The organism is Kitasatospora sp. NPDC094028 (assembly GCF_049543595.1).
Lineage (GTDB): Bacteria > Actinomycetota > Actinomycetes > Streptomycetales > Streptomycetaceae > Kitasatospora.
Genome location: NZ_JBMVFA010000022.1, coordinates 81,932 through 101,035, shown reverse-complemented (window position 1 = coordinate 101,035; position 19,104 = coordinate 81,932). Strand labels below are relative to the sequence as shown.

Annotated in this window: 15 protein-coding genes and 3 pseudogenes; 16 read left to right on the top strand and 2 right to left on the bottom strand. The window is 75.8% G+C overall.

Annotated elements, in window-relative coordinates:
• Window positions 1-165 precede the first annotated feature (165 nt).
• Window positions 166-1,344, bottom strand: a complete 1,179-nt coding sequence (locus tag ACPC54_RS27920; protein ID WP_498968653.1) for a peptidoglycan-binding protein — start codon at window positions 1,342-1,344, stop codon at window positions 166-168.
• Between the two features lie 394 nt (window positions 1,345-1,738).
• Between ACPC54_RS27920 and ACPC54_RS27915 the strand changes: the two are divergent.
• From ACPC54_RS27915 to ACPC54_RS27840, 16 genes and pseudogenes are all read left to right on the top strand, one after another.
• A pseudogene (locus tag ACPC54_RS27915) lies at window positions 1,739-1,822 on the top strand (DUF6271 family protein); the annotation flags it as partial.
• A 74-nt stretch (window positions 1,823-1,896) separates the two neighbouring features.
• Window positions 1,897-2,040 (top strand): annotated as a pseudogene (locus ACPC54_RS27910) (DUF6271 family protein); the annotation flags it as partial.
• Window positions 2,041-2,191: 151 nt separating this feature from the next.
• Window positions 2,192-3,502 (top strand): hypothetical protein, encoded by a 1,311-nt coding sequence (locus ACPC54_RS27905; protein ID WP_498968704.1) that lies wholly within the window; start codon window positions 2,192-2,194, stop codon window positions 3,500-3,502.
• A 122-nt stretch (window positions 3,503-3,624) separates the two neighbouring features.
• Window positions 3,625-3,864 carry a hypothetical protein gene (locus ACPC54_RS27900; protein ID WP_498968703.1) on the top strand — a complete coding sequence of 80 codons (240 nt, stop codon included), beginning with the start codon at window positions 3,625-3,627 and terminating at the stop codon, window positions 3,862-3,864.
• A gap of 228 nt (window positions 3,865-4,092) precedes the next feature.
• Window positions 4,093-4,758, top strand: a complete 666-nt coding sequence (locus ACPC54_RS27895) for a response regulator transcription factor (RefSeq protein ID WP_498968651.1) — start codon at window positions 4,093-4,095, stop codon at window positions 4,756-4,758.
• The gene (locus tag ACPC54_RS27890; RefSeq protein ID WP_498968650.1) at window positions 4,755-6,065 is read left to right on the top strand and encodes a sensor histidine kinase; all 1,311 of its coding nucleotides are present in this window, start codon (window positions 4,755-4,757) and stop codon (window positions 6,063-6,065) included. Before ACPC54_RS27895 ends, ACPC54_RS27890 begins: the two co-directional genes overlap by 4 nt.
• Window positions 6,066-6,338: 273 nt before the next feature.
• Window positions 6,339-7,424 carry a hypothetical protein gene (locus ACPC54_RS27885; protein ID WP_498968648.1) on the top strand — a complete coding sequence of 362 codons (1,086 nt, stop codon included), beginning with the start codon at window positions 6,339-6,341 and terminating at the stop codon, window positions 7,422-7,424.
• A gap of 292 nt (window positions 7,425-7,716) precedes the next feature.
• Window positions 7,717-9,330: pseudogene (locus ACPC54_RS27880) on the top strand (AMP-binding protein); the annotation flags it as partial.
• Window positions 9,310-9,762 (top strand): acyl-CoA thioesterase, encoded by a 453-nt coding sequence (locus ACPC54_RS27875; protein ID WP_498968701.1) that lies wholly within the window; start codon window positions 9,310-9,312, stop codon window positions 9,760-9,762. The pseudogene ACPC54_RS27880 and the gene ACPC54_RS27875, both read left to right, overlap by 21 nt.
• Window positions 9,759-12,110, top strand: a complete 2,352-nt coding sequence (locus tag ACPC54_RS27870) for an oxidoreductase (protein ID WP_498968647.1) — start codon at window positions 9,759-9,761, stop codon at window positions 12,108-12,110. The genes ACPC54_RS27875 and ACPC54_RS27870 overlap by 4 nt, the downstream gene beginning before the upstream one ends.
• A 17-nt stretch (window positions 12,111-12,127) precedes the next feature.
• Window positions 12,128-13,099 carry a carbon-nitrogen hydrolase family protein gene (locus tag ACPC54_RS27865; RefSeq protein WP_498968645.1) on the top strand — a complete coding sequence of 324 codons (972 nt, stop codon included), beginning with the start codon at window positions 12,128-12,130 and terminating at the stop codon, window positions 13,097-13,099.
• 19 nt (window positions 13,100-13,118) lie between these two features.
• Window positions 13,119-14,255, top strand: coding sequence for a cupin domain-containing protein (locus ACPC54_RS27860; RefSeq protein WP_498968644.1), 1,137 nt, complete (start codon window positions 13,119-13,121; stop codon window positions 14,253-14,255).
• Window positions 14,256-14,271: 16 nt separating this feature from the next.
• Window positions 14,272-15,165 (top strand): fumarylacetoacetate hydrolase family protein, encoded by an 894-nt coding sequence (locus ACPC54_RS27855; RefSeq protein ID WP_498968643.1) that lies wholly within the window; start codon window positions 14,272-14,274, stop codon window positions 15,163-15,165.
• Between the two features lie 15 nt (window positions 15,166-15,180).
• Window positions 15,181-15,933 (top strand): maleate cis-trans isomerase family protein, encoded by a 753-nt coding sequence (locus ACPC54_RS27850; RefSeq protein WP_498968641.1) that lies wholly within the window; start codon window positions 15,181-15,183, stop codon window positions 15,931-15,933.
• Window positions 15,934-15,986: 53 nt separating this feature from the next.
• On the top strand, window positions 15,987-16,832 hold the full coding sequence (locus ACPC54_RS27845; RefSeq protein WP_498968639.1) for a PaaX family transcriptional regulator: 846 nt from the start codon (window positions 15,987-15,989) through the stop codon (window positions 16,830-16,832).
• On the top strand, window positions 16,829-18,514 hold the full coding sequence (locus ACPC54_RS27840; protein WP_498968638.1) for an amidohydrolase: 1,686 nt from the start codon (window positions 16,829-16,831) through the stop codon (window positions 18,512-18,514). The genes ACPC54_RS27845 and ACPC54_RS27840 overlap by 4 nt, the downstream gene beginning before the upstream one ends.
• Before the next feature lie 7 nt (window positions 18,515-18,521).
• Here the strand turns inward: ACPC54_RS27840 and ACPC54_RS27835 are convergent, their stop codons facing one another.
• Window positions 18,522-19,043 carry a universal stress protein gene (locus ACPC54_RS27835; RefSeq protein ID WP_498968637.1) on the bottom strand — a complete coding sequence of 174 codons (522 nt, stop codon included), beginning with the start codon at window positions 19,041-19,043 and terminating at the stop codon, window positions 18,522-18,524.
• Between the last annotated feature and the right edge of the window lie 61 nt (window positions 19,044-19,104).

Here is a 19,104-nt window from a genome sequence, read left to right as displayed (position 1 = left end):
CGGCGAAGGAGCCGAGGGCGGCGCAGGGGACGGGGCCGGGCCGGGGGTCGGGGTCGCGCTGGTCACGCCCGTCCACAACGCCCGCCCCCGGCGACGGCATTCCCCGCGCCGCGCCCCCTCCCGCCGCCGGCCCTGCCCCGACGCGAGCCCTCCCCTCCCCCGGCTTCAGGACGTCACGTCGAACCCCTGCGCCGCCCCCAGCCGCTGGAGCGAGTCCCAACCCGGGATGCCGTCCGCCGCGTCGCCGCTGTACCCGCAGCGCCGCTGCCAGGCCGCGTAGGCGGCCACCGTCAGGCTGCCGAACGAGCCGTCCACCCAGCGCTGTTCGAGCAGCCCCTCGTCGGCGAGCGCCTGCTCGACGATCGCCACCTCGGCGCCGTAGGTGCGGTGCCCCTGCTCGGCGGGTGGGTCCTGGCGGGCGGCGGCGGCCACGTGTGCCACCGAGACGGTGCGCTGCCCGGGCAGGTAGCCGAGCAGCCGGAGCAGCGAAGCCTCCCCCGGGACGCCGTCCGCGGCCTGGCCGGTGTAGCCGAGGCTGCGCTGGTAGTCCGCGTAGTTCTCGGTGTCGGCGTCCGTCCAGTCCGGCCCCGGGCCGGACTGGTAGTGGGTGCCGAACCCTTCCTGCACCAGGGCGCGGCCGACCACCGTCACCTGGTAGCCGTGGGCGCCGTAGCCGTACGGCAGTCCGTTGATGCTCGTCTCGTAGCGGGCCGGGCCCGGGTCCTGCGGGGGCGGGGTGCCCGGCGAGCCGGGGCCGACCGCGAAGCCCGGCCAGGATCCCGGGTCGACGTGGTCGTTGTACGGCACGTGGGCGTGCGCGAACCAGCCGCCGCAGGTCTCCCAGACCCGTTCGTCGCGGTGCGGGGTGAAGTCGACGGGCCGGCCCATCGGCCAGGTGTCCGGCACGCCCCAGGAGGCGATCCAGGCGTGGATGCGGTCCCAGCCCGCGCACGGGGTGTCCACCAGCCGCGGGTAGACGGCGCCCTGGTAGCGGCAGTACGGGAAGAACACCGCCTCGATCTGGATCACCACCTGGCCGGCCCGGTTGGTGCGGGTCGGGCTCTGGGCCGGGCTGAGCAGGCTCTTCGAACGGGAGTCGGCCGGGAACAGCTGGGCGGTCCGGCCGCTGAACGGGTCCCAGATGAGGTGGGGGGCGTCGCCGGCGCCGCTGCCGGTGAAGTAGCCGACCAGGTCCTCGTAGGTGCACCAGTCCTGCGGTGCGTCGGCGCTCGCGTTGCGGTCCCAGGTGATGTGGGCGATGGCCTTCGGCGGGTACTGCTGGTCGGTCGGCGCGTGGTCGCCGAGGTCGCGGATCTCGGCACCGGGCAGCCACAGCTCGGGCATGCGCTCTCCTCCTCCGAACGGCGTAAGAACGTCATCAGCGGTATCGGCAGGTCCGCCGTCCGGATTGACCCGGAACACCGGGTTCCGGGCAATGTTCGGCAGTGAACCCCCGGAGATCGTACGGCCGTTCGGATCGGCGGGGGCGGCTCGCCCGCCCGTGCGAGTCGACGGCGGCCCTGCGCGGGTCGGCGAGGGCGGCCCGCCGGAGGTCGGCGGCTGGCCCTGACGGGGGTCGGCGGCGCGGATTCCACCTCGCCGGGGCCGTCCTGTCAATCGTTGACATCGGAAATGGTCTAGTCCACGGTGGACCGGCGGTCGGCCGCGCACCCCCGGAAGCACTCCCATGTCACTTCGCCCACAACGGTTCTGACGACCCGACGGAGAAACGTTCCGTATGCAGAGAGTCTGTCTCGTCCTGCCCACCAACCGGCCCTGCGCCGCCGCCATCGCGGACGTCGCCGAGGAGGCCGGGTACGCGCAGCGGGCTTTCCTCCGCCGGGTGATCGCCCGGTCCGGCGCCGCCGGACCGGACCTCCTGCGCTCGGCGGCACCCTGCTCGACGAGCGGCACCGGCTGCGGGTCGGGCCGGTGCTCGACTCGGTACGCCGCAGCGCCGACGGGGACCGCGCCGCGAACGTCCACCGGCTCGACGTCCTCGACCGCCGCTACCGGCAACTCCGCGGCAAGTACGCGCAGTTCGCCGACCAGCCGTCCGCCGCGGCGACGGCCAGCGCTTCCAGCAGGAGTCCGTCGGCCGCGTCGACGAGCAGGTCAAGGCGTCCTTCCGACCCCGAGCGCCCGGGAAAACCACGGGCGGCGGGCTGGCCGGGGCGGGCAGGATGGCGGGATGCCCTCGCTGCTGCCCGCCCTCGCCGAGAACCCCGCCCTGCCGCCCGAGCTGCTCCAGCGCCTGGTCGACGCCGCGCCCGCGGACGAGGACCTGGCCTGGGCGCTGGCGCACCGCGCCGACCTGACCCCCGCGCAGGCCCGGGCGCTGGCCGCCCTGCACGAGGACTCCCCCTACCTGCTGGCCGGGCTCGGCGTCCCGGTCGACGACCCGCTCGACCGGCCCGACCTCGCGATCGCCCTGCTCGACCAGGGCCGGGGCCGACCGGAGTGGGCGTTGCCGCTCGCCCGCCACCCGGACCGGGACACCCGCATCGGGCTGGCCGGCTGCCCCGGACTGCCGGACGGGGCGGCCGAACTCCTCGCCGCCGACAAGGACCCGGAGGTGGCCGCCGAACTCGCCCACTTCACCGGGCGGCCGGACCTGCTGCGCGCCCTGGCCGGGCACCCGGCCTTCGAGGTGCGCCGGGGCGTCGCGGCCAACGAGGCCACCCCGCCCGACCTGCTGGCCGCCCTCACCGCCGACCGGGAACCCGAGGTCCGCTCCCTCGCGGCCGGCAACCCCGCCACCCCCGGCCCGGCCGCCGCCCGCCTCCTCGCCGAACCCGACGCGCCGCCGCGGCAGCAGCTCGCCGCCCACCCGCGGCTGCCCAGCGAGACCTATCAGCGGCTCGCCGAGGACGAATCGGCCTGGGTGCGCGCCGAGTTGGCCGAGAACCCGGCCGTCGACGAGACGGTGCTGCGCAGCCTCGCCACCGACCGGGCCGCGGACGTCCTGCGGCGCCTCACCCGCAACCCGCGCATCCCGCTCGACCTGCTCGCCGAACTCGCCGTCACCGTCCGGACCGGCGCCACCCTGCTCGACCGCGTCGCCGCCGCCACCCCCGACGAACTCGCCGCCCTCGCCGCCTCCCCCGAGCCCCGGGTCCGGATGCTCGCCGCCGAGCACCGCGACCTGCCCGCCGCCGTCCGCGACCGGCTCGCCGAGGACCCGGACGCCGCCGTGGCGAAGTCCATCGCCCCGCACCCCGGCCTCTCACCCGCTCAACTCACCGACCTGTACGACCGGTTCGGCACCCGGGTCGCCCACGCGATCGCCCGCAACCCCGACGCCCCCACCGCCCTGCTCGACCGGATCGCCACCGCCGAGCCGCCCGCCGCCAAGGCCCTGCGCGCCATCGCCCAGCACCCCCGCGCGGGCCGCACCGCCCTCACCGCCTGCCTCGCCGCCCCGCACCCGACCCGCGCACACGCCGCCGCCAACCCCGCCCTGCCGCCCGACCTCATGGCCTCGCTGCTCCGGCCGGCCTGAGGCCCCCGCGGCCTCGCCCGGCCGGACGGCACCGCCCGGCCCGCCCACGGCCGCACCACCCGCCGGGTGCCTGCCGGCTCGGGCTCACGAAATCCTCAGGGCCGCTCCGGGAGTCTCGGGGCATGGCGAAACGGTCGCTCGGGAGCGAGCAGAACGGTGCGAGGGTCGCGGCAGCGGTGCGGAGTGCTCCGCCGCCGGTCCTGCCGGTGGTCCTCGTCGTGGTGGCGGTGCTGGCGATGCTCCTGGCCGGAGCGGCCGCGACCGCGGTGGTGGCCACCGCCGGGACGAGACCGCTCAAGGCCGTCTGCCAGCACATCGGGGACCTGGGGCACCGGAGGCTGCTGACGCAACACTGCCGGTGAGCGGCCGCGGCCGGCCGGCCGGGCCTCATCGAATCCTCAGGTTGCGCCCGGCATCCTCGGCGAGGTCGACGACGGCGCCCCCCGGAATCCCCCGCGGTGGGGGCGCCGCGTCGACGTTCCGGGCGTCCCTGGCGCCGGTCTCCGCCCCGGGGAAGGACCCGTGCCGTGCCCCTGCTCCGAGGACACCGCCGGACGGTTCCCGCCCAGGTCACGGCTATCCTGACCGCCATGCGAGTACTGGTGGTCGAGGACGACGAGGACCTGCGGTTCGCCGTGGCCGCCGCCCTGCGCGGCAGCGGCCTGGCCGTCGACGAGGCCGGGGACCTGCCGGCCGCCGACGAAGCGCTGTACGTCACCGCCTACGACTGCGTCGTGTTCGACCGGATGCTGCCCTCCGGCGACTCCGCGGACTACGTGCACCGCATGCGGACGGACGGCCGGACGGTGCCGGTGCTCTTCCTCACCGCCCGCGACACCGTCGCCGACCGGGTCGAGGGCTTCGCGACCGGCGGTGACGACTACCTGGTCAAGCCCTTCGCCGTCCCCGAACTCGTCGCCCGGGTACGGAACCTGTGCCGCCGCACCGCCGTCACCCGGCCGCCCGTGGTCCGCTGCGGCGGCCTGGAACTCGACACCGCCCGCCGCACGGTGCGCCGCGACGGCGTGCTGCTGTCCCTCACCACCAAGGAGTTCGCCGTCCTGGAGACCCTCGCCACCCGGCCCGGCGAGGCGGTGCGCCGCACCGACCTCATCGAGCGCTGCTGGGACGAGCTGACCGAGCCCAACTCCAACGTCGTCGAGGTCCTGGTCTCCCAGCTGCGCCGCAAGCTCGGCGACCCGCCGCTGATCCACACCGTGCGCGGGGTCGGCTACCGGCTGGAGTCGGAGGCGTGAGACGTCCGCGCCCGGTGGCGTGGCTCCGCCGGCCCCGCCGGACGGCACCGCCCACCCCGGCGGCCCGGATCCGCCGGCTGCGGCGACGGATCGCCCTGCTCTTCGCCCTCGTCAGCGGCCTCGGACTGGTCGGCATGACGGTCATCGCGGTGCGCGCGGACGACACCTCCTGGCGCTCGCAGGTCGACGCCGACCTCAAGCTCCGGACCAGCGAGTTCGTCGCCGACCTGCACTACGACGAGCAGGGGGCGCTCGAATACCCGGACCCGAGGGAAGGCGGCTACGACTGCCCCCCGGTGACGCTGTTCTCCGGCAACGGGGAACAGGTGACCCCCCTGGCCGCCCCGCACCGGCCGTGCCTCGTCGTCCCCACGGCGGCCATGCAGGCGGTCGCCGACGAGGCGCTCCGGGAGGGCGACCTCAGCCGGGCCACCGTCACCGCACCGAACGGCCACCGGCTGCGGCTGTCCGCCCAGCCCTTCTCCACCTCGGCCACCGAGAACTCCGACGGCGTGGTCGTCACCGCCGTCGACGTCACCTCGAACCTCGCCGACCACGAGCGCCTGGAACTGCTCCTCGCCGCCGCCTGCGCCGTCCTGGTCGCGGTCTCGGCCCTGGCCGGCCGCTGGCTCGCCGGGCGCGCGGTGCGGCCCGCGCTGGCCGCGCTCGACCAGCAGGAGGCCTTCTTCGCGGACGCCGCCCACGACCTGCGCACCCCGGTCGCCTCACTGCGGCTGCTCGCTGAGACCGGCCTGCGCGGCGAGGCCGAGACCACGGAGATCATGCGGCGCACGCTGCGCCAGTCGACCCGGATGAGCGAGCTGGTCGACGACCTGCTCACCCGCGCCCGGCTGATGGCCGGAGCCGTCCCGCTGGACCGGGAGCCGCTGCGGCTCGACCAGCTCGTCGAGGCCGTCGTCGCCGACACCCCGGCCGAGGGACACCGGGTGACCGTCCGGGCCGAGCCGGTGGTCGTCCTCGCCGACGCCGGACTGCTGCGCCGCGCCGTCGCCAACCTGCTCGGCAACGCCCTCGCCCACGGTCACGTCCCCGGCGAGCCGGCCGACGTCGAGGTCGTCGTCGGCGCGGACGGCACCGTCGCCGTCGACGACGCGGGGCCCGGCATCCCGCCCGAGCAGGCGAAGTCCCTGTTCGAACGCTTCCGCAGCGGCGCCGGATCGAGCGGCCTCGGCCTGTCCATCGCCGCCTGGGTGGCCCACGCCCACGGCGGCTCGCTCGCCGTCGACCGCAGCGCCCGGGGCGGCGCCCGCTTCCTCCTGCGCGTCCCCGTCCAGCCCCAGCCCTGAGGGCCCGTCCGCTGCCCCTTGTCGAGCGGTCGGACGGCAACGTCCAGGCCCACCTGTCCGGTGACTGACCCGACCTGACCGCGGCTGCCTCCGGCGCCCCGGGCCGGCCCCGCCCGCGACCACCCCGCCCCGCCCCGCCCCAGTGGCCACAGCCGCACCGCCGCCGTCCGGAGCCGGTTGCAGTTGGGTTTCCGTTCCGTCCGGCCCGCGCACGAACGGTGGCGGCGTCCGGGATCGTGGGTGGTGACGGCTCGTGCGGCGGGGGGAGTTGCCATGGGGGACGGGCGGGAGCCGGAGCTGGTGCCCGGGGTGGTCGCGGCGCTGGTGCGGCTGGCGCAGGGGGTGACCGGGGGGCCTGGCCGGGCGGTGGCGGAGGTGGTGCGGGCGCGGCTGCGGGCGACGCCGGAGGGCGCACGGGCGGTGGACGCCGTCGCGGCGAGCCCCGGGGACGAGCGGGCGCGGGCCGGGCTGACCGCCGCCGTCACCGAACTGCTGGCCACCGACGAGGCGTTCGCGCAGTACCTGCGGTCCACCGAGCTGGGCCGCCCGGCCGATCCACCGACCGTGCACCTGCGGCTGGACCCGGCGGCGGCCGGCTCCCGGGCGCTCGCGGCCCGGCGTGGCAACGTGGCGATCGTGACGGCGCTGGCCCTGGTGCTGGTCGCCTCGCTGGTGGCGGTCGGCGTGCGCCTGGGCTCGCGCCCGCTGCTGAAACCGGACGGCCCGCACATCGCGAACGGCGGGCGGACGTTGCGCGAGCCGGCCGAGGCCCGCGGCGTCCTCCCGGACGTCGGCGCGCTGCCGCCGGGCGGCTGGCAGGTGGAGAGCGGGCCGCACGCGGGCACCAGCAGCGGGGACGACGTGCCGTGCCTGCTCCCCTCCCCCGATGGCTCCCCCGATGGCTCCCCCGGCGGCGGCTCCCCCGGCGGCGGCTCCTCCGGCGGCGGCTCCTCCGACGGTTCAGCCGGCGCCTGCTCCGGCCAACTGGCCTACGCCACAGTGACGTTCCGGGCCGTCCCGGCCCACACCGTGCAGTTCACCGTGGTGACCTTCGACTCCGCCGAGACCGCCGGCCGGGCCTTCGCCACCTCGCTCGACCGCGTCGGCGGCGCCGACGCGGCGGCGGCCGTACCGCTGCCGCCGGTCGGCGACCAGAGCGCCGCCCGGACGCACGGCCCGGCGGGGGCGGAGGCGCTGGTCCGGGTGGGCGGCACGCTGCTGTACGTGCGCGACTCCGGCCCGGGCGCCTCCGCCGCCGCCCCGGCGCTGACGGTCTTCGCCCGGCTGCTCGCGGAGCGCGCCCGGCAGGCCCTGGACGGCCGCGCCCCGGACGCCGCCGCGCCGGGCGCCACGGCCTGACGGCCGGGAGCCCGGGCCGGTGACCCGGACGGCCCGCGGACGACCCACTGACGGCCCACGGACGGGCCACGGACGCCCGCCGGGGCGGGCGGGAGGCTGCGAGCATGCCGGTGACCCCCGGCACCACGGGCAGCAGCCACGACCACGGGCCGCCCGCGCCCCGTGGACGCCGAGTGGCGCCGGTTTCCTCCGAATGCGTGTATCGCTCTCTTGACTGCCGTCACCAGCGCGCCATACTGGCCTCACTCCCCTCTCGCACGCTGAGGCCGCTCGCCCGATGAGGTGTCCGCCCATGGAGCTCACCCCTTCCGCGCACCTGGACACGTTCTGCCGAGACCACCTCCCACCCCCCGACCAGTGGCCAGAACTCCTCTTCGAAACACCGGAGTTGGCCTACCCGAAGCAACTCAACTGCGCCCGCGCACTGCTCGACGACACCATCGACCGCCTCGGCCCCGACCGCCGCTGCCTGCTCACCCCCACCGACCGGTGGAGCTACGGCGAGCTGCGCGAGCACACCGACCGGATAGCCCGCCTGCTCACCGAGGACGAAGGGCTCGTCCCCGGCAACCGGGTCCTGCTGCGCGGCCCCAACACCCCCTTCCTCGCCGCCTGTTGGCTCGCCGTCCTGAAGGCCGGCGCAGTGGCCGTCACCACCGTGCCGCTGCTGCGCGCCCCCGAGCTCACCGAGCTGCACGCCATCGCCCGGCCCGTCCTCGCCCTGTGCGACCACCGCTTCCTGGACGAGCTGCACCGGGCCGCGACGCCCGGGCTGCGCGTCCTGCCCTACGGCGGCCCGGGCCCGGACGGCCTCGCCGCCCGCAGCGCCGCCAAGCCCGCCGGCTTCGCCGCCGTACCGACCGCCGCCGACGACGTCGCGCTGATCGCCTTCACCTCCGGCACCACCGGCCGCCCCAAGGCCACCCTGCACTTCCACCGCGACGTGCTCGCGATCGCCGACACCTTCTCCCGCCACCTGCTCCGCCCCACCCCCGACGACCTGTTCGCCGGCACCCCACCGCTCGGCTTCACCTTCGGCCTCGGCGGCCTGCTGGTCTTCCCGCTGCGGGCCGGCGCCGCCGGCCTGCTGCTGGAGCAGGCCTCCCCCGAGCAGCTGGCCGAGCAGGTCGAGCGCCACGGGGTGAGCGTGCTGTTCACCGCCCCCACCGCCTACCGGGCGATCCTGGCCGCCGGGCAGGCCGGACGCCTGGCCGGGGTGCGGCGCTGCGTCTCGGCCGGCGAGCCGCTGCCCGCCGCGGTCTGGGAGGCCTTCCACGCCGCCACCGGGCAGCGGCTGATCGACGGCATCGGCGCCACCGAGATGCTGCACGTCTTCATCTCCGCCGCCGACGACGACATCCGCCCCGGCGCGACCGGCCGCCCGGTGCCCGGTTACCGGGCGGCCGTCCTGGACGAGCAGGGGCGCGAGGTGCCGGACGGCACCCCCGGCCTGCTCGCCGTCAAGGGCCCGACCGGCTGCCGCTACCTCGCCGACGACCGGCAGCTCGGCTACGTCCGCGACGGCTGGAACCTCACCGGCGACACCTACGTGCGCGACGGCGACGGGTACTTCTGGTTCCGGGCCCGCAACGACGACATGATCGTCTCGGCCGGCTACAACATCGCCGGGCCCGAGGTCGAGCAGGCGCTCGCCGCACACCCGGACGTCGCGGACTGCGCGGTGGTCGCGGCGCCGGACGAGCTGCGCGGCGCGGTGGTCAAGGCGTACGTGGTGCTGCGGGCGGGCGCGCCGGACGGGGCGGAGGCCGTCCACGCGCTGCAGGAGCACGTGAAGCGGAGCATCGCGCCCTACAAGTACCCGCGGGCCGTCGAGTTCGTCACCGCGCTGCCTCGCACGGCGACCGGCAAGCTGAGCCGCGCGGAGCTGCGCCGGCGGGCGGCCGGCTCCGGCGAGGCGGCCGCCGCGCCCGCGAGCATCGCCATCGAGCGCCGGGTCGAGTGGTCGGACACCGACGCCGCCGGGCACTACCACTTCTCCGCCGTCCAGCGCTGGGCCGAGGCCGCCGAGGCCGCGCTGCTGCGCCGGCTCGGCCTGGCGGACCTGTTCGGGCGCATCCCCCGGGTGCACTTCGAGGCCGACTACCGCGAGCGGCTCTGGTTCGGCGACGTCGTCCGCACCAACCTGCGGGTGGTCCGGGTCGGCGGCTCCTCGCTGCACTACGCCTTCACGGTGCACGGCCCGAACGGACCGGCCGCCGAGGGCCGGATGGCGGTGGTGCACGCCGCGCCGCACGCGAAGGGCGCCGAGCCGTGGCCGGAGCCGGTGCGCCGCGCGCTGACCGGGGCCGGGCCGCAGCGGCCGGAGGTGCTGTCGTGACCGGGGCGTCGAAGGTCGCGGTGATCGGCGCAGGCCCGGGCGGGCTCTACTTCGCGGCCCTGGCCCAGCAGTTGGCGCCGGAACGCCGGATCACCGTGTTCGAGCGCAACGCCCCGGAGACGGAGTCCGGCTTCGGCGTGGTGTTCTCCGACGAGACCCTGGACGGCATCGCCCAGGCCGATCCGCGGGTGTTCGCCGCGATCAGCGCCGAGTTCGCCCGCTGGAGCGACATCGACGTCCGCTACGCCGGGCAGGTGCGCACCAGCGGCGGGCACGGCTTCGCCGCCCTGGGCCGCAACCGGCTGCGCGCCGTCCTGCGCGCCCGCTGCGAGGAACTGGCGGTCGACCTGCGCTACCGCACCGCCGCCCCGCCGCTCGCCGAACTCGCCGCCGAATACGACCTGGTGGTCGCCGCGGACGGCATCCACTCGCCGACCAGGGCCGGGTACGCCGACGCCTTCCGCCCCGACCTCGACGAGCGGAGCGGCCGCTACATCTGGCTCGGCACCGACCACGTCTTCGAGGCCTTCACCTTCATCGTCGAGGAGTTCGACTTCGGCGTGCTGCAGGTGCACGCCTACCCGTACAGCGCCACCCGCTCGACCTTCATCGTCGAGATGGCCGAGGACGCCTGGCGTCGCGCGGGCTTCGAGGCCCTCGCCGCCCGGGAGTTGGGGCGCGGTGACAGTGACCTGGCGAGCGTGCGCCGCTGCGCCGAGCTGCTCGCCCCGCACCTGGACGGCGGCCGGCTGATCCCCAACGCGTCCCGCTGGATCCGCTTCACCACCGTCCGCAACGCCCGCTGGCGCCACCGCAACGTCGTCCTGCTCGGCGACGCCGCGCACTCCGCGCACTTCTCGATCGGCTCGGGCACCAAGCTCGCCCTGGAGGACGCCCTCGCACTCGCCGCCGCCCTGAGCGAACAGCCCGTCCTGGACGAGGCGTTGGCCGCCTACGAGGCCGAGCGACGGCCGGTGGTGGAGTCCACCCAGCGGGCGGCGCAGGCGAGCCTGGAGTGGTTCGAGACGATCGGGCGGCGCACCGGGCAGGGCCCGGACCAGTTCGCGTTCAACCTGCTGACCCGCAGCCGCCGGGTCACCTACGAGGGCCTGCGGGCCCGCGACCGGGGCTTCGTGGACGCCGTGGACACCGCCTTCGGCGGCTCGCCCGGGGTGCCGCCCATGTTCCGGCCGCTGAAGCTGGCCGCGCTGGAGCTGCGCAACCGGATCGTCGTCCCGCCGCTCGCCACCTTCACCTCCCCGGACGCGCTGCCCAGCGCCTTCGACCGGGCCCAGCTCACCGTCCTGGCGCTCGGCGGCCCCGGCCTGGTCCTCGCCGGGATGACCGCCGTCAGCCCCGAGGGCCGCACCACCGACCGCTGCCCGGGGCTGTGGAGCGACCACCAGGAAGCCGCCTGGCACGAACTCCTGCGCGCGGTACGGGCGGTGAGCGACACCCCGGTCGGCATCCAGCTGACCCACGCCGGCCGCCGGGGCGCCACCGCCACCCCCGGCCCGGACGGCATCGGCCACCCGCTGCCCGAGGCCGAGGGCTGGCCGCTGCTGGCCGCCTCCGCGCTGCCGTGGGACCGGTCGAGCCAGCTCCCCCAGGACGCGAACCACATCCAACTCGCCGCGGTCACCGCCGACTTCGCCGCGGCTGCCGAGCGCGCCGCCCGGGCCGGCTTCGACGTGCTGGAGCTGCAGTTCGGCCACGGCCACCTGCTCTCCTCCTTCCTCTCCCCGCTCACCAACCGCCGCACCGACCGCTACGGCGGCCCGCTCGCCCACCGGCTGCGGCTGCCCCTGGAGGTGCTGACCGCCGTCCGCGCCGCCTGGCCCGCCGGGCGGCCCCTGCTGGTGCGGATCTCGGCCTGCGACTGGGCTCCCGGCGGCACCACCGAGGCCGAGGCGGTGGCGATCTGCCGGGCGCTCGGCGAGGCCGGGGCGGACGCCGTGGACGTCTCCACCGGCGAGGTGGTGGCGCACCAGCGGCCGCCGTACGGGCGCGGCTACCAGACGCCGTTCGCCGAGCTGGTCCGCGCCGCCACCGGCCTGCCGACCGTCGCGGTCGGCGCGATCTCCGGCCACGACGACGCCAACTCGGTGCTGCTGGCCGGCCGGGCCGACCTGGTCGCGGTCGGCCGCGCCCACCTGTACGACCCGCTGTGGACCCTGCACGCCGCCGGCGACCAGGGCTACACCGGCCCGGGCGCCCACTGGCCCGGGCCCTGGCGCGCGGGCGGCCGCAAGCCGCCCGGCCCGGGCGCCGACCGGGTCGCCCCGCGCCTGCACCTGCTGCGCGAGCCCGCCCCACCCGTCCACCGCCGCTGGCGGCCCTCCTCCTAGAGGCTCTGGAGACACCCGTGTTGGACCTCCCCCGCTTCACCGCCGCCGCCGTCCAGACCGCCCCCGTCTACCTCGACCCGGCCGCCACCGTCGACAAGGCCGTCGCGCTGATCCACGAGGCCGCCCGCAACGGCGCGTCCCTGGTGGTCTTCCCCGAGGTCTTCGTGGCCGGCTACCCGTACTGGAACTGGACGATGACCCCGGTGCAGGGCTCGCCCTGGTACGAGCGCCTGTACCGCGCCGCCGTGGACGTCCCCGGCCCGTACGTCGACACCCTGTGCGCCGCGGCCCGGCAGACCGGCACCGTCGTGGTGATCGGCGTCAACGAGCGCGGCCCGCACAGCCTCGGGACGCTCCACAACACCCTGCTGATCATCGGCGACGACGGCGAACTGCTCGCCGCGCACCGCAAGCTGGTGCCGACCTGGGCCGAGAAGCTGACCTGGGCCCAGGGCGACGGCAGCACCCTGCGCGTCCACCGCACGGCGGTCGGCCCGCTCGGCGCCCTCGCCTGCGGCGAGAACACCAACCCGCTGGCCCGCTTCACCCTGCTGGCCCAGGGCGAACTCGTCCACGCCGCCAGCTACATCGCCCTGCCCGTCGCCCCCGAGGACTACGACATGGCCGAGGCGATCTCGCTGCGCGCCGCCGCGCACTGCTTCGAGGGCAAGGTGTTCACCGTCGTCTCCTGCTCCACCATCTCCCCGGAGATGGCCGACCTGATCGCGGACGGGGACCAGCAGGTGCGCAAGCAGCTGACCCGCCCGCGCAACGCCCTGTCCGGCGTGTTCGGCCCGGACGGCCGACCGGTGACCGAACCGCTGGTGGACGAGGAGGGCGTGGTCTACGCCGAGATCGACCTCGGCCGCTGCATCCGGCCCAAGCAGATGCACGACATCGTCGGCCACTACAACCGCTTCGACGTCTTCCGGCTGCACGTGGACGACCGTGCGCTGCGGCCGCTGACCCTGCGCGAGGAGGAAGCATGACCAGCCCCGAGGAGGAAGCATGACCGCCGGCAGCGAATCCACCGAGGCCTACGACGACGACCGGATCGGCCGGGCCAGGGTCACCGAGAGCGCCGAACTGCTCGCCTACTACCAGGAGTTGGCCGAGCACCAGGCCGGCGCGCTGTGGACGGTGGCGAACGAGATCGAGCCCTGGTACCCGCAGCCGAAATCCGTCCCCGTGCTGTGGCGCTACGCCGACCTGCGCCCGCTGGTCCGCAAGGCCCTGCCCCTGGTCAAGGCCGACGACGCGGGCCGCCGGGTGGTCATGCTGATCAACCCCGGCCGCCGCGAACTCAGCGCCGCTGTGGGCCTGTTGTACACCGGCCTGCAGATCATGGGCCCCGGCGAGGCGATGACCGCGCACCGCCACCAGGCCGCCGCCCTGCGCTTCGTCCACGAGGGCACGGGCGCCTGGACGATCGTGGACGGCCAGAAGCTGAAGGTCGGCCCGCGTGACTTCGCCATCACCCCCAACAACACCTGGCACGAGCACGGCAACGAGGGCGCCGACGAGCCGGTGATCTGGCAGGACGGCCTGGACATCCCGCTGGTCAACACCCTCGACGCCAACTTCTACGAAGTCCACCCCGAGCTCTACCAGCGCCCCGGCCCGGTGGCGAACTCCTCCCTGCTCAGCTACGGCGGCAACCTGCTCCCGTACGGCGTCGAGAAGTGGACCCGCCCGTACTCGCCGCTGCTCGGCTGGCCCTGGGAGCCCAGCTACGACGCGCTGCGCCGGCTCGCCCGCGCCACCGGGGGATCGCCCTACGACGGCGTGGTCATGGAGTACACCAACCCGGTCACCGGCGGCTCGGTGATGCCCACCATGGCCGCCCACCTGCAGCTGCTCCGGCCCGGCCAGGCCACCCGCGCCCACCGGCACACCGGCTCGGTGGTCTACACCGCCGCCAAGGGGCACGGCGTCTCGGTGGTCGCCGGGCAGCGCTTCGAGTGGCGCCAGGGCGACGTCTTCGTCGTCCCGTCCTGGGCCTGGCACGAGCACGCGAACCTCGACCAGGGCGAGGACGCCTGCCTGTTCTCCTTCAACGACTTCCCGGTGATGCACTCCCTCGGCCTCTACCGCGAGGAGGCCCACCCGGCCCACGACGGGCACCAGCCCACCACCCCTTCCTGACAGGAGTACCGCAGCGATGCACCTGCTGACCTACCGCGCGGACGGCGACGACACCCCGCACCTGGGCGCCCGGATCGGCGCCGAGCGGATCGCCGACCTGACCGCCCTCGCCCGCGCCGCCGGCGCCGAACTCCCCGGCGACCTGCTCGGGTTGATCCGGGCCGGCGAACCCGCCCTGGCCGTCGCCCGCCGCCTGCTCGCCGACGCGCCGGCCACCCGCCCGCTCGCCGAGGTCACCCTGTGCGCCCCGCTGCGCCCCGGAAAGATCGTCGGCGTCGGCCTCAACTACGTGGAGCACGTGGCCGAATCGCACCGCAGCCTGGACACCGAGCGCGAACTCCCGGACCGCCCCGTCCTGTTCGGCAAGCCCGCCACCGCCGTCACCGGCCCCGGCCAGCCGATCCTGCACAACGCCGACCTGACCAAGCAGCTCGACTGGGAGTGCGAACTCGCCGTGGTCATCGGCGAACCCGCCCACCGGGTGGCCGAACAGGACGCCTGGCGGCACGTGTTCGGCTACAGCATCGTCAACGACGTCAGCGCCCGCGACCAGCGCCGCTCCGGGCAGTGGTTCTTCTCCAAGGGCCAGGACAGCTACGCACCGTTCGGCCCGGTCGTGGCCACCGCCGACGAGATCCCCGACCCGCAGGACCTCGACCTCTCGCTGCGGGTCAACGGCGAACTGCGGCAGGACTCCAACACCCGGTACATGCTGTTCGGCATCGCCCGGCTGATCGCCGACATCTCCTCCGGCATGACCCTGGAACCGGGCGACGTGATCGCCACCGGCTCCCCCTCCGGCGTCGGCGCCGGCATGGTCCCGCCGCAGTTCCTGCAGCCCGGCGACCTGGTCGAGGCCACTATCGAACGGATCGGCACCCTCGCCAACCCCGTGGTCGACGCCCGCTGAGAGGAGCCGGACCCGATGACCAGCTACCGGATCGGCCAGATCGTCCCCAGCTCCAACGTCACCATGGAGACCGAGGTCCCCGCCCTGCTGCGGGCCCGCGAGGCCGTCGCCCCCGAGCGGTTCACCTTCCACTCCAGCCGGATGCGGATGACCAGGGTCACCCCCGAACAACTGCGCGCCATGGACGGCGAGTCGGACCGCTGCGCCGCCGAACTCGCCGACGCCCGGGTCGACGTGATCGGCTACGCCTGCCTGGTCGCGGTGATGGCCACCGGCCCCGGCTACCACCGCGAGGCCGAACAGCGGCTGCACCGCCGCACGGTCGATAACGGCGCGCCCGCGCCCGTGGTCACCAGCGCCGGCGCCCTGGTCACCGGGCTGCACACGCTCGGCGCCCGGAAGGTCGTGCTGGTCACCCCGTACCTGCGCTCGCTGGCCCGCACCGTGGTCGACTACCTGGCCGCCGAGGGCGTCGAGGTGGTCGACCACGCGGCCCTGGAGATCGCCGACAACCTGGACGTCGCCGCCCACGACCCGGCCGCGCTGCCCGGAATCGCGCGCGGCCTGGCCCACCGGGACGCCGACGCCGTGGTGCTCTCCGCCTGCGTGCAGATGCCCTCGCTGTCCGCCGTCGAGGAGGCGGAGCGGCAGCTCGGCAAGCCGGTCGTCTCCGCCGCGATCTGCACCACCCACCAGCTGCTGCGCGCCCTCGGCCTGCCGGCCTTCGCCCCCGGCGCCGGACAGCTGCTCTCCGGGGCCTACGCCTGACACCGCCACCGCCGCTATGATCGCCACCGACTTCCAGGGAGGAGGGCCCGCACATGCCGGACGGCGCCACCGGCCCCAGCGCCCTGATCCACACCGTCTACGGTGAGTTCGTCCGCCGCCTCGGCGGCTGGATATCGATCGCCGACCTGATCGCGCTGATGGCCGAACTCGACGTCGACGGCCCGGCCGTCCGCTCGGCGATCTCCCGGCTGAAGAAGGCCGGCACCCTGCTCCAGGAGCGCCACGACGTCACCGGCTACCGGCTCGCCGCCGCGATGGAGCCGGTGTTCCAGGAGGGCGACCGGCGGATCTTCCACAGCCTGGAGCCGGCCGACCTCGCGGACGGCTGGGTGGTCGCCGTCTTCTCGGTGCCCGAGTCGGAGCGCGCCCACCGCCACCAGCTGCGCTCCCGGCTCAGCTGGCTCGGCTTCGGCAACGCCGCGCCCGGCGTCTGGCTGGCGCCCGCCCGGCTGCTGCCGGACGCCCGCCGGCTGCTGACCCGGCTCGGCCTGGACGGCTACGTCCACCTCTTCCTCTCCGCCGAGTACGCCGGCTTCGCCGACCTCCGTACGGCGGTGGCGAGTTGGTGGGACCTCCCGGCGATCGAGGAGCAGTACGCGGCCTTCTCGGACGCCTGGCGGCCGGTCCTTCGCCGGCTGGACCCGCGGAGCCGGCCGGACCCGGCCGAGGCGTTCCGCGACTATCTGCCGATGCTCACCCAGTGGCGCCGACTGCCGTACCTGGACCCGGGGCTGCCCGAGCCGCTGCTGCCCGCGGACTGGAACGCCGGCCCCGCGCGCACCCTCTTCACCGAGCTGCACGGACTGCTCGCCGAGCCCAGCCTGCGGTACGTCGAGAAGGTCACCGGGCTGTCCCACCTCCCCCAGGAGCCGTCATGACCGACCAGGCCGACCCGAACCAGCGGGCCGAGCGGGCCGAGCGGGCCGAGCAGGCCGACCGCACCGGCCGGCCCGGCCACGCCGACCTGCTGATCCGCGCCGCCGCCGTGCACACCCTCGTCCCCGGCGAGCCGCCGCGGCGGGCGATCGCCGTCACCGGCGGCCAGATCACCGCCCTCGCCGCCGCCCCGGACGGCCTGGACGCCCTCGTCGGGCCCGCGACCGAGGTGGTCGACGCCCCCGGCGCCACCGTGCTGCCCGCCTTCGACGACACCCACGCCCACCTGGTGATGGCCGGCCACAGTGTCCACGGCGTCCCCGTCCACGAGGCCCGCGACCTGGCCGCCTTCCTCCGGCTGATCCGCGAGCGCGCCGCCCGCACCCCCGCCGGGCGGTGGATCACCACCACCGTCAACTGGCAGGAGGTGCAGCTCGCCGAGCAACGCCTGCCCACCACCGAGGAGTTGGACACCGCCACCACCGACCACCCGGTGCTGGTGCGCCGCGGCGCCTACAACATGGTGCTCAACTCGGCCGCGCTGCGCCTGGCCGGGATCACCGACGCGACCGAGGCGCCGCCCGGCGGGGTGATCGAGCGGGACGCGCACGGCCGGCGCACCGGCCGGCTGATCAACCGGGCCACCGAGCTGGTCGACCGGGTGCTGCCGCCCCCCACCCTCGCCGAGCGGATCGACGGCCTGCGGGCCGCCTCCGCCGCCTTCGCCGCCACCGGGATCGGCACCGTCCGCGACTGCCTCGTCCCGGTCGAGGACCTGGACGTGCTGCACGCGGCCCGCGCCGAGGGCGCGCTCGCCGTCCGCGTCCGGGCCCTGGTCTCCGGCTTCGCCGCCCGCACCCCCGAGCAGGTCGACGCACTGCTGGACCGGATGGACGAGTGGACGGCCGCCGGCCGGGACGACGATCGACTCCGCCTGTGGGGCGTCAAGTTCGGCATCGACGGCGGTTTCGAGGCGGGCGCCGTCGAGGAGCCCTACGAGGGCCGGCCCTGCTTCCACGGCCGGCTGCTGTGGGAGCCGGCGGAACTGGTCGCGGCGGTCGACCGGGTGGTCGCGCGCGGCCGGCGGGTCGGCGTGCACGCCTGGGGCGACCGCGGGCTGCGCGTCCTGCTGGACGTCTTCGAGCAGGTGCTGAAGCACCGGCCCGAACTGCCGCCCGGCACCCTGGTCGTCGAGCACGGCGGCCTCGCCCGCGCCGACCAGCGGGCCCGGGCGATCGCGCTCGGCATCCCCGTCACCGTGCAGCACCCGCTGCTGCACGACGGCGCGCTCACCCAGCGGCTCGCCTGGGGCGAGGCCCGCACCGCCGCGCTCTTCCCGCTGCGCGAGTGGCTCGACGAGGGCGGCCGGCTCTCGGCCGGCTCGGACTTCCCGATCGGCCCCTACGGCGCGATGCTCTCGGTCTGGGGCATGACCACCCGCCGCACCACGGCCGGGATCCTCGGCCCCGAGCACGCCATCACCCGCGCCGAGGCGATCGCCCTGCACACCGTCGAGGCCGCCCGGCTCACCGACGAGAGCGCCCTGCGCGGCAGCCTGCGCCCCGGCGCCCTGGCCGACCTGACGCTGTGGGCCGCCGACCCGACGAGCTGCCCGGTGGACGGCCTGCGCGAGCTGCGGCCCACCCGGACGGTGCTCGGCGGCCGGACGGTGCACGGATCCTGACGGACCGTCAGGCTGCGATCAGCTCCCGCAGGTCGACCTCGCCGCGGTGCAGCGCCCGCAGGTCCTCGTGCAGGTCGGACGGCGGCACGACGAGCACGCCGCAGCGGGCGTGGCCGAGGCAGTGCCGGGCGACCGAGCCGCGCACCAGGCGGCGGAGCCGGCCGCGCACGGAGTCGGGCCGGCCGGCGCCGACCACCAGCAGGTCACCGGGCCGGTCGGCCAGCTCGGTCAGCACCGGGCCGGCCTCGCCGCGCATCACCAGCGGCTGCACGGCCAGGCCGATCGGCAGGCCGCCGAAGGCCTGCCCGAGCGCGCTCTCCAGCCGGGCCTCGGCGGCGTCCTGCCAGGCACGGAGCAGCGGCGGGCACGGGCGGGCGCGGTAGCTGCGCTCGCCGCCGACCGGGGTCCAGGCCAGCACCGGCACCAGCAGCGCCTGCCGGGCCCGGGCCTCCTCCGCCGCCCGGTGCAGGGCGGTCAGGCTGTCCAGTGAGCCGCTTACTCCGACGATGACGCGCGCGTCGCCCGACATGATCCTTCACTTTCCGATCCGAGGCCAGTTCAATGTCTGCGATTATGCAACCACAATCCCG